The sequence below is a fragment of the Neobacillus sp. B4I6 genome, from assembly GCF_050434045.1.
Taxonomy (GTDB): Bacteria; Bacillota; Bacilli; order Bacillales; family Cytobacillaceae; genus Neobacillus.
Map to the genome: position 1 here is coordinate 4,313,542 of NZ_JBNPWB010000002.1, position 15,272 is coordinate 4,328,813.

A 15,272-nucleotide genomic window follows, 5' to 3' on the forward strand; every position below is an offset into this window, starting at 1 on the left:
AGAAAAGTATACAATGCTGAAAAACAAAAGACAACTTCGTTGTTAAAAGATACAGTTTATCCTCTGTCCAAAAGCGATGCTCCGGAAATGCCTGGGTTTGTCATTTCGTAAGGGTTTAAAATCAGATCAAGCTCTTCCTCTGTCAATACATCATATTGCAAGCATAATTCACGTACTGGTTTACCTGTTAAAATCGCCTCTCTTGCAATACGCGCTGCTACTTCATATCCAATATGGGGATTAACAGCGGTAATGACTCCCACACTTTTTTGAACATATTCTTTTAACTGTTCCGTATTTGCTTCAATCCCTGCCAAGCAGTAATCCGTAAACGTACGGAATGCATTGTTCATGATGCTGATTGATTCAAGCAAGTTAAAGACAAGCACAGGTTCCATTACATTTAATTCAAGCTGCCCTGCTTCGGAAGCCAGGCAAATGGTATGATCATTGCCAATAACTTGAAAGGCAACCTGGTTGATCAGCTCCGCCATGACCGGGTTCACCTTCCCCGGCATAATAGATGAACCAGGCTGACGAGCTGGTAAGGTGATTTCCCCAAGTCCTGCACGGGGACCTGATGCCATTAACCTTAAATCATTGGCGATTTTGGACATGTTCATCATACATACTTTCAGTGCGGCCGATACCTCCGTGTAAGCATCCGTATTTTGAGTGGCATCGACAAGATGTTCAGCCCCAAAAAGCGGCAATTCGGAAATAGCGGCTATATGCTTAACCACATTTTCGATATAACGGGGATCTGCATTTAAACCTGTACCCACTGCCGTTGCCCCCATATTGATTTCATATAAGTGCTGACATGATTGCTGGATCCGTTTTATATCGCGCTCTAGGACACGGCTGTAGGCTTCAAACTCCTGGCCAAGACGGATTGGCACGGCATCCTGAAGATGGGTTCGTCCCATTTTAATTACATGATCAAATTGCTGCGCTTTCTGTTTGAAAACGGCCAGCATTTGATGCATCGTATCCAATAGCTTTTCCATTAACTGAAGTGTAGCAATATGGATCGCGGTCGGAAACGCATCATTTGTAGATTGAGACATATTCACATGACTATTCGGACTCACATGCTTGTACTCGCCTTTTTCTTTCCCAAGTAATTCAAGTGCACGGTTAGCAATGATTTCATTCATATTCATATTCATGGATGTTCCTGCGCCACCTTGAATGGGGTCCACGATAAATTGTTCATGCCACTTACCAACTATTATTTCCTCTGCAGCCTGAACAATGACCTTGCCGATTCCTTCATATAACCGTGTTGAATCCATATTGGCTAAAGCAGCGCCTTTTTTGACAATTGCCAACGCTTTAATTAACTGTTCGTGAACACGATAGCCTGTAATCGGGAAATTTTCAACTGCCCTTAGAGTTTGTATGCCGTAATAAGCATCTGCCGGGATTTCTTTTGATCCTAAAAAGTCCTTTTCTATTCGTACTTGAGTACTTTCCTTGGTAGCTGACATGGTACTCCCTCCTATGCTCAATAAAATTATGCTACATTTGACTCTTTAGACTCTTTAAAGGAGTCCACATATTGATTTGCTTTTTCTTGGTCAAATTGCCCTTCCCATTTTGACATCACGATTGTCGCCAATGAATTTCCCAGTACGTTAACTGCAGTCCTAATCATATCCAGAATACGATCAATACCTGCAATGAAAGCAACGCCTTCTAAAGGAATTCCCATTGTACCAAGTGTGGTTAAAAGGACCACAAACGACGCACCAGGAACACCAGCCATTCCTTTTGATGTAAGCATTAACACAAGCAGCAACGTAATTTGCTGCATGATGGATAAATGAATCCCATACATTTGTGCTACGAAAAGTGAAGCAAGAGCCTGATAGATGGATGAGCCATCCAAGTTAAAGGTATAGCCAGTCGGGATTACAAATGAAGTGATTGCTTTTGGGCAGCCCAATTTCTCCATCTTATCCATAAGTCTTGGTAAAACAGCTTCAGAGCTTGCGGTTGTAAACGCCAGAATAAGCTCGTCTTTTAATACCTTCATGAGAAGAAAAATGCTGGTACCAGAGATTTTCGCAATGACGCCAAGAACCACGAGCACAAAAAATATCATTGTTACATAAACAGCCAGCACCAGTTTTCCCAAAGGAAGTAACGAGGCAGCGCCAAATTTTGCAACGTTCACCCCAATGAGTGCAAATACTCCAACAGGGGCAAATTTCATAATAAGATTCGTTACCCAAAACATCGCTTCTAATATACCTTCAAAAAATGTCAGAACAGGCTTTCCTTTTTCTCCAATTGCTGCAATTCCCAATCCTAAGAAAACAATAAAGAAAATAATTGGAAGTAAATCACCTTTAGTGATAGATTCAAATACGTTTGTCGGAACAAGATGTACAATCGTATCTGCTACACTCGGAGTTCCAGTCGTTTTCATTGTTTCTTCATACTTTGAAATGTCATTTGCCTTAAGACTGCTCGTATCTACACCTGCTCCAGGCTGAAATAGATTTGCCGCCAATAATCCAATCGCAATAGCCAAAGTTGTAACGCTTTCAAAATAAAGTAGAGTTTTTCCGCCTAACTTTCCTAATTTTTTGATGTCGCCCACACCGGCTATTGATACGATTAATGCCGCGATGACAATTGGCACTACAATCATCTTAATCAGATGGATAAAAATGTCCCCCATAGGAGCTAAAATGGATATCGCTGTCTCGTTACCGTAAAAAATGACACCAACGATAATCCCGAGTATAAGTGCAATAAATATTTGTGTAGCCAACCCAAATCTTTTCATAGAAAAACTCCCCCTTATTTGTTGTAAGCATGTTTTGTATCTTAATCAGAACACTTTGCAGGTTATGTTTTTACTCTATTAGCAAACCTACTTGATTACACAAAAAACTACAAAAAGTCTAAAATAAAAAAATATTTTTTTAATAATTAATATTTTCTTGCTTTTTTTGGAGATGGTATGTTCAAACAAAATAAGCCGTTCCTGTACAAGATTTATGTCTTGTACAGGAACGGCTTATTTTGGGCATTTCGCAAATGGAATTGATCTATCTGCAAGTTCATTCTTTCTTTGGTTTGTTTCAAACGTTTGTTTTGTTGTACCCCTCTTTAATTACTTTTGAAGTTCAGATATTTTATTCCCTTTCGCAAATGGCCAAGTGAGTTTTGGTACCTTATGACCCTCACCGCTTCCGCCAAATTTAAAGACAATAATCCCACCAACGATAACCAGCACACCGATCAATTGATTGAACGTAAATGGAACTTTATTCAGACCTAGCCATCCTAATGTGTCCCCTAATAGAGCAACCACGAGCTGTGATGTCAGTGCGATAGCGATGGCATAGGTTGGTCCCAGCCGCTTGATCCCTTGAACGAGACAAACAACCACTCCCACTCCGATCAGACCGCTGAACCAGTACCAAGTCTGCATATTTTGCAAGTGAAATAACTTTCCCCCTTCAAAGAGGAGCCCAAACGTCAATGAAGCAAGGAAACCCATTCCTAATACTAAAGTAGTCGTTGCCCAAGATCCCGCCCGTTCATTGACCTTACTGTTAAAAATATTTTGCAAAGCTACCAGCGCACCGGCAATAATCGCAAATAATAATCCTAGAATCATACTCTTCTCTCCCCTGTGTTGATATTTTTCAAAGTTATTCGTAGATGTTATCCCCTGCGAGTTCCCTTAATCCATTCCTGTCTTTAACAAGGATGGAACCTCGATTACGCTCAATCAGACCTTCCGCACATAATTGCGTGATGACCCGATTTAAATGACGATAGCTCGTGCCAATTAAATTAGCTGCATCCTTGATACTGATGCTAAGTTGGTTTTTATTAAGTGAATCGGATTCATCAAAGGAAACAGACAATAGATAACTAGCCAAGCGCACCTCAACGGGATACATGATATTAAAGCTCATTGAATTGTTTTTCAGATGGAATTTCCTCGTAATAATATCCAATAAAAATTGCAGGAGCGGTGCATGGTCACTTCCATATTTCTTTAACCAGCGATGGTGAATGCCAATCATCCAAACAGGCGATACCGCCTCAACTGTGTTAATAATTTCAATGCCCCGTACATACTCAATATCGCCGATCACTTCAAGCGGCTTCTTAAAAGAAAGAATGAGTGTATTACCTTCTGGCGAGCTGGTGTAGATTTTAACCTTCCCTTTTACTAGTACATACAAATACTGTGATGCTTCACCCTGGGAACAAATGAGCTCGCCTTGCTCAAAGCTGTACAGCGACAAATGGGGAATTAATGGTTCATGAAAGATCGATTCTAGTTGATATGTCTGGATATACGCGTCCAATTGCTCCTGATCATTCAGTTCTTTCACTCTTATTCACCCTCCGCCTTTCACCTTCTACATTCCAAAAGACACTTATTAAGTCCTTAGTATCACCACACCAATGATCATCATCCCAATACCGATAAACTGTGGCAGCTTCATCTTCTGCTTTTCCAGACCAAACCATCCGTTACTGTCTATGATAAATGTCAGCGTAAGCTGTGCTATCAGGATCGCCGATATACTTAGGGTCACACCGATTCTCTGAATAGAGGTGACATTACTGAAAATAACAATCGCTGCAAAGGCGCCCCCAATCAAATATAACGGCTTCACTTGTTTGAAGCCTTGCCCTTTACCGTCTCGAACGATCATGAAAATAATGAGAGCCATTATAAAACCAGTAAACTGGGTAATAGTTGCTGCTTGCCACGTGCCAATGTCTTCACTAATCCGTGTATTGGCAATCCCTTGCAGGGTAATAAAGGCCCCGCCTAAAAATGCAAAGATAATCCCCTTCATACTTTTCTCCCCTAATTTAGATTTCTTATCTATATTAAAGGATATATTCAAGTAGTTTGGATAGGACATATGTCCTCAACTCATTTTCATTTTTTTATTAATGTACCCTTTTGTAAGCCGTAGAAAAAAGTGGATCTGATAAACTAAATTAATAGTGGTACACTTAAGGGAACGTTCAATTAAAAAAGGAGCTTAGAAATTACGACTTATATCTAAAATAAGTTTATAATAATTAAAAAATATTTTTGAGGTGAATAGACATTGGATTTCCATTCAAATTCGAACCAACAATTAGAAAAAGTTGATGATGAAGAATATAAAGAAAGAGATTACGCTACTAGACAAAAAGCAGAAGAGGAACCGGAAGAAAGAGGATTTAAACAATGGATTATGGGATGGAAAAAGAAAAAGGTAGATGAAGATGGCGAAGCGAGAGTAGATTCGCCATCCAGATCCAGATCCTCAAATAAGAAAAAGAAAGGAAGGATGATCTCATTAAAACTAGTCTTTAAGATATTTGTAGTAGCAGCTGTTTGTTACAACTTCAATTTCATTTGGAATTTTATGAAAAATCCTATTGGTAATTTTACGTTTTATCATACATTATTTGTACTAGGAATATGTGCAGGCATTAATTTTATTGCCGTTTGGATTCTATTTTATAAAAGTTCGTTTATGAGATTTTATCTTTCCTTATTAGCAATTTTAGGATCGTTTGGGTATTACTTTTACGTAAATTACACTAATCACTCTTTTATGGGGAATAATATCAAAACTTCGTTGCTTGTTATGATATCAGTTTTGATCGTCATTAGTCCTAAAGTAAATTATTACCTGAAAAGCATCGTACTTCTGTTGATACCTAGTATAGGTATCTATTTAAGTGGTAATAAATTCGCACTTGTATGGGCTTTAATGTTGAGTGCGGGATTTGTACTATTATTTAGAGTGTCAAAATCAAGAGGAAAATCAAAATCAAATAAAAAGGAAAGTCGCGCAAGAAGAAACCAAAAGCAATCAGCATAATATTTATTATAGGTAATTAAAAAATGCTGGTTATGGCAGTATATTTATTAAATGAAAATAAGCCGAAAATGTACAAGTGGTGAATAAAAACTTGTATTTTTTCGGCTTTTTATATTTTAAAAATGGAAGAAAAATATATTGTTAGCTTAATTTGAAACTAACTATAGCAAATATGAACTTCATCAAGGCAATCCAGTGGCAATTATTAAAAAAATGATTAATATACATTCCTTATTTGAAATAACCCGAAATCAAAATGTAAATATTCTGTCACTGTAATACAGTTGATGTTAGGCATTTGAAAGTATAAACTTTACTTACTATTTGAGGAGTGATTAAAGTGAAAACAGTAACTGTGGATAAGCTAACATTCAAGAAAAATTTATCGATGATTGAACAATTTGCAATCAAAGATTTCCTGTTTAAATGGGTTGGTCAACCAACAGAAGGATTAGATGATTTTCTACCACTTGAGTACACAGAAAATGTCTTTGCCAAGATGGAGGCAAAACAGGTAACTGCTTTACCCATTAATGGGGATAAACATTTCAGATATGCCACAATAACAGAAGACAATCAAATTGTAATAGGAGTTTTAGATTCGAATGAAGAGTTAAATCATAGAGTCATTTCTCTGGATGAGGTTTTAATAGGTAAGAACTTGTAAGGTGCTTGCCTCTAAACTTTTCTCTAGCTTTCTTCTCGGACAATGACTTGAATTCCATGTCGTTCTGCTTTGTATCGAATCATTTCTATGAAAGTGGCAGATGGGATTTGTATGAAGGCTTGTTTAGTGGTCTCTTGCATATCAACCTCCATCTTCCAACCCTCATTTTTTCCATTGATGATTGTATCAATGGTTCTTTCTTGAGCAATCCCCACCACTATTGCATTAGCCTTATGTAAAAAATCCATGACTCGATTGTTTGTTTTTCGGTCTAATGAAATTAATCTTGTCGTGTGAAACTTCCCTTCCTTCCTTCCTTCTTTTCTTCCTTTTTAGCCAGATTGTAAAATTGGGGTCCTTCTTCTGAAAAATATGGAAGTAGCGCTGTTACATTTAACTCCTTCTCTGTTCACTATGGTATACTTTAAAAAGTTTGTTTTAAGAGTGGGAGGTTCTATTAGTGGAGTTACTAAAATCATATACTCAAACGAAATCGACCTATATATTTTGGCTCGTTACAGGGATTATACTTGTAGCATTTAATTTGCGCCCCGCGATCACTTCATTAGGGCCACTGGTTGGAATGATTCAGGAAGATGTAGGACTAGCACATTGGAGTACAGGTTTATTAATGAGTTTGCCATTACTTGTTTTTTCCATCATGTCACCCATCGTGCCAAAGCTCGCCAATCGATTAACAAATGAGGTGACTTTGCTTATAGGTTTGTTCACTCTATTAATCGGTATAGGTCTAAGATCCATCCCAATGACGTTTTTCCTTTTTACTGGGACTCTTTTTATTGGAGTGGGTATAGCCGTTGGCAATGTTCTTTTACCAGCCATTGCAAAGGACAAATTCCCACAGCACTTCGGTCTTATGACAAGTGTTTATTCTACCTCAATGGGATTGTTTGCCTCATTAGCGTCAGGAGTTAGTGTTCCTTTAGCAGACGGAATGCACCTGGGCTGGCAGGGAGCTTTAATTGTTTGGGGTATTCCGGTCGTGCTAGCTATCTTGGTGTGGGCCTTTCTTTTCAAATATAATCATGGAAGTCAAACAGATATAAAAAGGATTGGTTCTAAATCTAATCAAATCTGGCGTTCACCACTTGCTTGGCAAATCGCCATTTTTATGGGGTTTCAGTCTTTTTTATTTTATGTAACGATTTCTTGGTTACCAGAAATCCTGCATAGTCACGGAATGAGTATGGAGAAAGCAGGGTGGCTGCTTTCAATCACCCAAATAGTCGGACTACCTTTCAGTTTCTTCATTCCTGTCATTGCAGGACGTTTCCAATCACAAAAATGGATCGCATTCCTGTTAAGCCTATGCTCTATAATTGGTTATGGAGGTTTACTGTTGAGCTCATCCTATCCCATTTTAATTGCCAGCATTATTTTCATTGGGATGGCTTTGGGAGGAATCTTTCCATTGTCACTAACCTTTATCGGACTTCGCACTAAGAATGCCAGTCAGGCTGCAGAGTTATCTGGAATGGCACAATCAACTGGATATATCCTTGCAGCAGCGGGCCCCTTTTTTATTGGATATTTATTTGATCAGACCCATTTATGGACAGTTCCACTTAGTGCACTCATCATTATTTCTTTAGTGGTTTTGGTATTTGGGATGTTAGCTGGTCGCAATCGATACGTATAAAAAGCGAACAGTGCCAGGCACTGTTCGCTTTTTATGCTGATTACTATTTTTACATGACATTTGATGTATTTGCATTTGATAGATCTGAATTTTCAATCTCTTTAGGACGGACGGCCAGCCAAACTAGTCCACCGAAAACAAGAAGGATTACCCCGCATAACTGGAACGCATACTGGAATCCAGCGGCTGGACTTACTGAATGTTCAATGAAATAACCTGTTACATAGGGTCCGACAATCCCACCCAATGAAGTAAGCGCCATAAACCACCCTTGAATTTTACCTTGATGTTTAGGTGCAACCAAATCTACTAGAATCGCTGGTCCCATAACCAAGGTAATACATCCAAATGTTAACCCAAGTGATAATAATACAATGGCAAGAAGATTAGAGCTGACCAATGCCCCGAAAAAATAGCTGACGGCTCCCGCTAACATTACTGGTCCAAGGACAAAAATCCGTCCCTTTACCATATTTTTCGTCTTATGATACAGTCGGTCAGAAATGGTTGAAAAGGTAATTTGCGAAAGGGTAATCATAATCCAAGGCAATGCTACGACCATTTTTAAAGTACCTTCGCTGAGGTGGCGGACATTTTCTAAATAATTGGGAAGCCAGTTCAGCCCAATCGTAAAGGACCAATAAGTGGCAAAACCACATAAGGCAACTAAGATGAAATTTTTCGAAAACAAGGCAGAGGTGAATTTTGTTTCGTTTTGAATAGTGGATAACTTCGTACTGCCTTTTGTTGCAACAAGCTCAGTATCTGTAACCGCTTTATCCTTTGCGATCCATAACCACACGATAATCCAAATAAAGCCTACTACTCCAGTTGAGATAAACGCCGAGCGCCATCCATAACTCAAAATGAGATGCATTAAGACCGGTGCTGAAATGGCGACACCAAGCGGTCCGCCAACTGAAACCAATGTTAAACCAATCCCCAATTTTTCCTTTGGAAGATACTTTGAGGCGGCTGTCATCGCTAAAGCGTAGGAAGGTCCTTCCCCAGCCCCTAAAATGATTCTAGTTACCAATAAATAAGTAAAACTGCTGACAAAGATCGTTGAGAATTGAACGATGGACCAAATTGCGACCATACCGGCAATGACTTTTTTCGCTCCAATTTTATCCGCAAGACTGCCGCCTAAAACAGCTGAAAGCGAATATAGTAAGAAGAAAATACTCCCGACAACTCCCCATTGCTCTGGAGATAATCCTAATTCCTTAATGATTGATACTGAGGCAAACCCAATAATCGCCTTATCTGCATTACTAATGACCGTTAATAAAAATAACAGGAAGATGATCACCCATGTTTTTTTTGATACTGCACTTTTCTTTTGCTCCATATAAGAACCTCCTTGAAATTTCTCCCTTTTCCCCTCGTTCGTTTTCATGGAATGATACCAGTTTGACTTCAAGACCTTTCCACACCATCAATGAAAAAGTCCTTTTAGGTCATTACTTAAATGTAACTTCCACCTTACCAATATGTGAAAATCCGGCAGTGAACCGATCCCCTTTTTCGGCCACTACTGCTGCTGATAATGCCCCTGATAAAATCACTTCTCCCGCTTTCAAAACAACATTGTATTCGGATAACTTATTTGCCAGCCAGGCCACACATTTGGCAGGATGGCCTAGTACATCTGAACCATATCCTGTATTGATCAGTACACCATTTTTAAACAATTTCATTTCAATCGATGGTAAGTCGATAACCGTTAACGAGAATCGCTCATCACCAATGACAAACAATCCGCTTGATGCATTATCGGCAATCGTGTCTGCTAAGGTAATCTTCCAGTCGGTTATCCGGCTGTCGACGATTTCTAAGGCTGGGGCTATATACTCTGTCGCATCAAGGACATCCTCGATGGTCACAGATGGACCTTTCAAATCCTTGCTGAGAACAAAGGCAATCTCGCCTTCTACCTTTGGCTGGAACATGGCATCTAAGCTGATGATCCCGTTATTACTTATTTCCATAGAATCCAATAGGTGACCGTAATCTGGTTGATCCACACCTAACAGCTGCTGCATGGCAACAGAGGTTAACCCAATTTTTTTCCCAACAATACGCTGGCCATCTCCAACCTTCTCATTAATTGCGAGAAGTTGGACCTGATACGCCTCATTAATGGATAATTCTTGATACAAATCAGTAAGTGGTGTAATGGATTTCTTAGCAGCTTCTGCCTGCTGCAAAAGCTCATATACATGTTGAACACGATGAATGACTTGATTGCTCATAGTAAAAACTCCTTTTGTAAAAAAATAAAGCACTATTTCATAGATTCAATACCATGTTAACCTATGAATCAATCAATAGTGCTCTCAAAGTTAGTCTTATTATTTTGTTACCAAGGATGCGTCGTTTTGATTAGCAACTTCTTTTCCATTTTTCAATAAGAAGTCTATTAATACAGTGTTAAACTCTTCAGGTTTCTCCCATTGCGGCCAGTGTCCGGCATCTTTGATGACAACCAACTCACTATTTGGAATCATATCCTGAATTGGTTTGGCTTCTTCAACGGTTGAAGTTGGATCATGGTCTGTCCATGCTAACAATGTCGGAACATTGATTTTACCGCACCAAGATGGGTCCCAGCTGTACAGCTTTCTAACTTCAATATCCTGCAGGCAGACGATATGATGAACGGCCTCTTGATAAGATGGCTGTGTATAGATTTTGTAACGAGATTCAATTAGTTCATCGTTTACTTGGCTCTTATCATACATTAACCACTGAAGTCTTGTTTTTACATTTTCATAGTTGGCTTCAAGAACCGCTTTTAACGTGGAGTCCTTCAGCTTTTGCATAACTTCAGGTTTGTTATTAACGTTCCCTGGCGTATTTAACACCATTGCTTTCACATACTCTGGATGTTCAGCCGCAAACCAGGCAGCGACCCAGCCTCCTAATGATTCACCTGAAAGATATACCTTTGATAACCCTAATGCTTGGATAACACCCAATAAATGCTCGCTATAATAATCAATTCCGTATGGGCGATCTGGTTTAGCGGTGTAGCCATGTCCTACCATATCGATGCAAATCACACGGAAATGTTCACTTAAGCCTCGGATATTTCGGGCATAAGCCTCAATATGGCCACCCGTACCATGAAGCAAAATCAAAGGCTCTCCTGTTCCAGCTTCTAGTACTCTCGTTTTAATATCGTTTGCATTAACATAATAGAGTTTATATTCCAAATCAGCTAAGTCTGTCCAGATTGTCATTTAAATCTCCCCTTTTTAAAAATAATAGTTACATAGTGGTGTTCTACCTTTTCCATCACTGATGTTGTTGAACCTTTCAATTTCGAGAGTGGTTCCCGCTGCTAACCTAAAATGCTTACTTTGTTTTCAGATGCCTTTTCAGGATGATTTTGGTCAACCGGCTGACTAAACTGAACGATCGCCATACCTGTTACCCATTCCGGAATTGGCTCATAGCATGCGACACTTGCATCCAAGCTTTGCAGTACACCAAGCAGGACAAGCCAGTTGTGAATTTCCTGACCGCCATTCCCTAAATGCTCCTCAATATAATCAGCACTCCAGTTTCTTAATGCAGTAAAATCCTTCTCGGTAATCAATCGTAAAAATTCACGGTCCATTTGTTCATTAACGGGCCCTGATTTAATTCGTGTGACATTTGTTTCCCGTAACTTTAAATATTCATCAAGCTGGTCTATTTCCTGACGGCCGTTTTTTAAGACTTGTATCAAGGATTGGTCTTCTGGTTTTTCACTCTCAATCTTTGGAATCGGCACCCAGTGAGATAAACCACCCGAAGCGACAATTGCAACTTTAAAATCTTTATCCCATGACTCAATCGCTTTACGAATCACTTCGCCGACTTGGAAACAGCGGTCCATCGTTGGCAGCGGCGGCGCCGACGTATTCACAGCTATTGGAACCACTGGAATTTTCAAATCTGGATTTAAGAAGTAAATTCCTTGTGTATGGCCGTGATCGACTTTCATTTTTAACGTAAAGGCAAAATCAATATTGCTGTCTAAACCGGTGTGAAGGATATGCTTCGCTAAGTCTTCCTGCACAGGGATATTGTATTTCGGCAGCTGCCAGTCTCCCCAGCCTTCACATTCGCCAATCCCAATGGTAAATGCAGGCATTTGGTCGTAGAAATAACTATTGAAATGATCATCCGATATCAATACAATCACGTCTGCTCCTGAATCTTCGAGTACCTTCCTCATTTCAGACGCAGTTTGGAGGAAGTGCTGTCCTTTATCTCCGCCTCCCGCCTCATTTGTCATGATCATCGGACTATGCGACATTGCGACGCCTGCAATAATTTTAGCCATTTGATCCTCTCCTTTTTTTTAAGATATCCTTAATTTTCTAGACTCAGCTATTTCTTTATGCCAAATAATGGATAGTTTCCCCTTTAAAAATAAAGGCATAACATCGATACATTTGAGCGTTGTACCATCATTCATTACGGCTACTTTTGTTTGAATAGAACCTCTTTCATTTCTTAAGGTAACCTCATAGCTTCCTGGACCTGGAAGAGTATAATAGGGGTAAAGTGTGAATGATATTTCATCCCATTCGCATGGAGTTTCATAGAATCGACCGAGTAAATCGTGCAGTTCTGCAACCTTCCCGTTTAACAGCCGCTCACGAATACAGGTGGAACTTATTTTCTCGCCCCGGAGCTCTACCTTTGCTACTTTGGTGACATCAATTCGACCGCCTGAGTCCTGTTTTAACCGTTCCAAATTACCAGCACCACGAGAGCCATATGAAAAATCAAATCCTGCGACTGCATGAATTACACCAAGACCATTCAAGTATTGCGCAACAAACTGTTCTGGCGATAATCCGGCAAACTCTTTATCAAATTTAACAATATAAAACGTATCGACTCCCATGTTCCGAAGCTTCGTCTCTTTTTCCGCAAGCGGCATTAAATAATGGACGTGAATGTTTCCATTGGAGATAACGGTTTTCGGATGTGGGAAGAAACTCATGACAGCAAAAGGCATTTGTTTTTCGCTTGCCTTTTGATAAGCGGTGTTGATGACTGCACAATGTCCATGATGGAGACCGTCGAAACAACCAAGGGCCATCACATTTGGCCTCGCCTTTTCCTGCCATTCTGCCAAATTACTCCGGTTTACATGAATTGTTTCCATAACAGTCTCCTCTCATCATCCTTAGATTGTCACAGGCAATACTTCTACTAATGAACGGTACTTTCCATTATAAAAAATCAGTGGTTCTGCATCTTCAAGGTGAATATCCGTTACTTTGCCAATAAACAAGGTGTGGTCCCCTTCAACATGTTCTGCTGATACTTCACATGCAACTTGTGCAACAGCACCAGATAATACCGGCTTTCCATCAAGGCGGTCAAAGACCACTTCCTTGTGCTCCTTCAATTGTCCAGCGAAAATCATTGAAAGCTCTTGCTGGTCAGCGGCTAAGATATTCACAGTGAAAATCTTGCTTTCTTTTATTTTGTTTAAGATTTTTGCCTTTTCCCCGATAGAAATAACGATAAGTTTTGGGTCAAGCGACACAGACATGAACGCATTCGCTGTCATTCCGTGAACGTCTCCCTCTACTTCTGTGGCAATAACGGTTACCCCTGTGGCAAACTTACCCATTGCACTGCGAAACTGACGATCATCCATTTTAAAAATCCTCCTGTGATAAAAATTTCTATAAAGCTTGTTAGCTATGATTCGTACCCTTCGAATTTAACCCCTAACTCCACTGTTAAAACCAAATAACTCCTGACCATATGCAGCAACCGCATCTTCGTATAAAGAAGTTTTATGTGTAGCAACGGCGATGATATCCCTTAAGAACAATTCCATTGGTCCGCCTTTATAAAGAGCACCTCCGCCAAGAGTTAACAGAGATCTTACGGCAATATCCGTGCAAATCTTAATCGCTTTTGTGCGGATTGCAAAGAATTCAGATGGAGGAGTTATACAGCCATCTGTTTCATAGTTTTCTAGCAGATTAATATATTTTTCTAGCAAAGCTTCCGCCAGGTGGAAATCAGTTGTCATTTCGGCTAATACCCGCTGACTTCTTGGTGACTCACTTTCCCTTACTCCATCCATTAAGCGCACACGTTTTTCAGTAAGCACTTTAAATTCCTTAAGAATCCGTTCTGCCCCGCCCAGGGCCATGTAACCGAATCCCAAATAGAAGGAGGGAAAGAATGGGACATGATAAAAAGGATAGTCTATGTCATATTCTTCTAGCGGTGGTCTTCTTGTAAGCTCTGCTTGATCTAAACGCAAAATCCGCTCCATTGGGACATACACTTGATCGGCAATAATTTGGTTACTGCCTGATCCTCTTAAGCCAAATGTATCCCAGTTATGGACCACTTCCACCTCGGATGTTTTTAGCATTGGCAAACAATATACAGGTTGTTCGCTGTCAGGAAACTGAATCATAACCCCAACACCAACCCAATCACTATAATTGACACCACTGACAAAACTCCACTTGCCACTGATACGATAACCATCGCCATCCCGTTCTGCTTTTCCTAATGCAGCAAAGATATCGCAAATTAATCCGCCCTGATGAATGATTTCGTCTGCACCCTTTTCAGGAAGAAATGCTGGAAGCATATTATGAAGCGGATAAAGATAGGTAAGCCAAGCTGCTGAAATATTGTAATTCGCCACCTTACGAACGACCTTAGCAAACGTTTTCAAATCTGCCTGTGGTCCGCCATATTTTTTTGGAAGCATCATCCGTGAAATTTGCGTTTCTTTGATGAGGTTCACCACATTTTGTGATATAGTCGCATTTTTCTCTGCTTCTAGTGCTTCTTGCTCTGCCAATTTTCCAATTCGTTCCGCTCCGGCTAGTAAATCTTCAACTGTGATATCTTCCCCTTTTAATACAAAACTTGCCATCGTTCTACACCCCTTCTGTTTGATTAGATATAATTGTTGAGAAAAATAATAGGTTATGGACTAACGTCCGTTGGTCAATTTAGCTGGCACCGCTTACATTTGAAATTGAACTAGGTTTTTACTATTTCAACCTTGTAAATAAAGTTTATATAA

At 39.7% G+C, this 15,272-nt stretch carries 16 protein-coding genes; 3 read left to right on the forward strand and 13 right to left on the reverse strand.

What is annotated here, in order from left to right; all coding sequences use genetic code 11:
* Positions 1–56: 56 nt before the first annotated feature.
* From aspA to QF028_RS23585, 5 genes are all read right to left on the reverse strand, one after another.
* Positions 57–1,493 (reverse strand): aspartate ammonia-lyase, encoded by a 1,437-nt coding sequence (gene aspA, locus QF028_RS23565; protein ID WP_429469423.1) that lies wholly within the window; start codon positions 1,491–1,493, stop codon positions 57–59.
* 26 nt (positions 1,494–1,519) lie between these two features.
* Positions 1,520–2,800 carry a cation:dicarboxylate symporter family transporter gene (locus QF028_RS23570; protein WP_429469426.1) on the reverse strand — a complete coding sequence of 427 codons (1,281 nt, stop codon included), beginning with the start codon at positions 2,798–2,800 and terminating at the stop codon, positions 1,520–1,522.
* Between the two features lie 330 nt (positions 2,801–3,130).
* The gene (locus QF028_RS23575) at positions 3,131–3,640 is read right to left on the reverse strand and encodes a DMT family transporter (RefSeq protein WP_215007087.1); all 510 of its coding nucleotides are present in this window, start codon (positions 3,638–3,640) and stop codon (positions 3,131–3,133) included.
* 34 nt (positions 3,641–3,674) lie between these two features.
* Positions 3,675–4,370 carry a Crp/Fnr family transcriptional regulator gene (locus QF028_RS23580; RefSeq protein WP_429469428.1) on the reverse strand — a complete coding sequence of 232 codons (696 nt, stop codon included), beginning with the start codon at positions 4,368–4,370 and terminating at the stop codon, positions 3,675–3,677.
* A gap of 48 nt (positions 4,371–4,418) precedes the next feature.
* Positions 4,419–4,844 carry a DMT family transporter gene (locus tag QF028_RS23585; RefSeq protein WP_215007091.1) on the reverse strand — a complete coding sequence of 142 codons (426 nt, stop codon included), beginning with the start codon at positions 4,842–4,844 and terminating at the stop codon, positions 4,419–4,421.
* Between the two features lie 261 nt (positions 4,845–5,105).
* On the opposite strand from QF028_RS23585, the gene QF028_RS23590 reads away from it, so the two are divergent.
* Both QF028_RS23590 and QF028_RS23595 read left to right on the forward strand, forming a co-directional pair.
* On the forward strand, positions 5,106–5,870 hold the full coding sequence (locus QF028_RS23590; RefSeq protein WP_429469430.1) for a hypothetical protein: 765 nt from the start codon (positions 5,106–5,108) through the stop codon (positions 5,868–5,870).
* Between the two features lie 340 nt (positions 5,871–6,210).
* Positions 6,211–6,537, forward strand: a complete 327-nt coding sequence (locus QF028_RS23595; protein WP_410889523.1) for a hypothetical protein — start codon at positions 6,211–6,213, stop codon at positions 6,535–6,537.
* A gap of 23 nt (positions 6,538–6,560) precedes the next feature.
* On the opposite strand, the gene QF028_RS23600 is transcribed toward QF028_RS23595, so the two are convergent.
* The gene (locus tag QF028_RS23600; RefSeq protein ID WP_429469432.1) at positions 6,561–6,785 is read right to left on the reverse strand and encodes an IS200/IS605 family accessory protein TnpB-related protein; all 225 of its coding nucleotides are present in this window, start codon (positions 6,783–6,785) and stop codon (positions 6,561–6,563) included.
* Between the two features lie 212 nt (positions 6,786–6,997).
* On the opposite strand from QF028_RS23600, the gene QF028_RS23605 reads away from it, so the two are divergent.
* Complete coding sequence (locus QF028_RS23605) at positions 6,998–8,197, forward strand: CynX/NimT family MFS transporter (RefSeq protein ID WP_429469434.1); 1,200 nt, start codon at positions 6,998–7,000, stop codon at positions 8,195–8,197.
* A 49-nt stretch (positions 8,198–8,246) separates the two neighbouring features.
* On the opposite strand, the gene QF028_RS23610 is transcribed toward QF028_RS23605, so the two are convergent.
* The 7 genes from QF028_RS23610 to QF028_RS23640 all read right to left on the reverse strand — a co-directional run bounded on the left by QF028_RS23610 (position 8,247) and on the right by QF028_RS23640 (position 15,119).
* Positions 8,247–9,548 carry an MFS transporter gene (locus QF028_RS23610; protein ID WP_429469436.1) on the reverse strand — a complete coding sequence of 434 codons (1,302 nt, stop codon included), beginning with the start codon at positions 9,546–9,548 and terminating at the stop codon, positions 8,247–8,249.
* A 112-nt stretch (positions 9,549–9,660) separates the two neighbouring features.
* On the reverse strand, positions 9,661–10,452 hold the full coding sequence (locus QF028_RS23615) for a 2-keto-4-pentenoate hydratase (RefSeq protein ID WP_429469438.1): 792 nt from the start codon (positions 10,450–10,452) through the stop codon (positions 9,661–9,663).
* 99 nt (positions 10,453–10,551) lie between these two features.
* Positions 10,552–11,442: an alpha/beta fold hydrolase gene (locus QF028_RS23620; protein ID WP_429469440.1), complete on the reverse strand. Its 891-nt coding sequence runs from the start codon at positions 11,440–11,442 to the stop codon at positions 10,552–10,554.
* Positions 11,443–11,543: 101 nt separating this feature from the next.
* Positions 11,544–12,533: a hypothetical protein gene (locus tag QF028_RS23625; RefSeq protein WP_429469442.1), complete on the reverse strand. Its 990-nt coding sequence runs from the start codon at positions 12,531–12,533 to the stop codon at positions 11,544–11,546.
* 18 nt (positions 12,534–12,551) lie between these two features.
* Positions 12,552–13,367 (reverse strand): FAD synthetase family protein, encoded by an 816-nt coding sequence (locus tag QF028_RS23630; protein ID WP_429469443.1) that lies wholly within the window; start codon positions 13,365–13,367, stop codon positions 12,552–12,554.
* A 21-nt stretch (positions 13,368–13,388) separates the two neighbouring features.
* On the reverse strand, positions 13,389–13,868 hold the full coding sequence (locus tag QF028_RS23635) for a flavin reductase family protein (RefSeq protein ID WP_168241969.1): 480 nt from the start codon (positions 13,866–13,868) through the stop codon (positions 13,389–13,391).
* A gap of 66 nt (positions 13,869–13,934) precedes the next feature.
* Positions 13,935–15,119, reverse strand: coding sequence for an acyl-CoA dehydrogenase (locus QF028_RS23640; protein WP_429469444.1), 1,185 nt, complete (start codon positions 15,117–15,119; stop codon positions 13,935–13,937).
* Positions 15,120–15,272 lie beyond the last annotated feature (153 nt).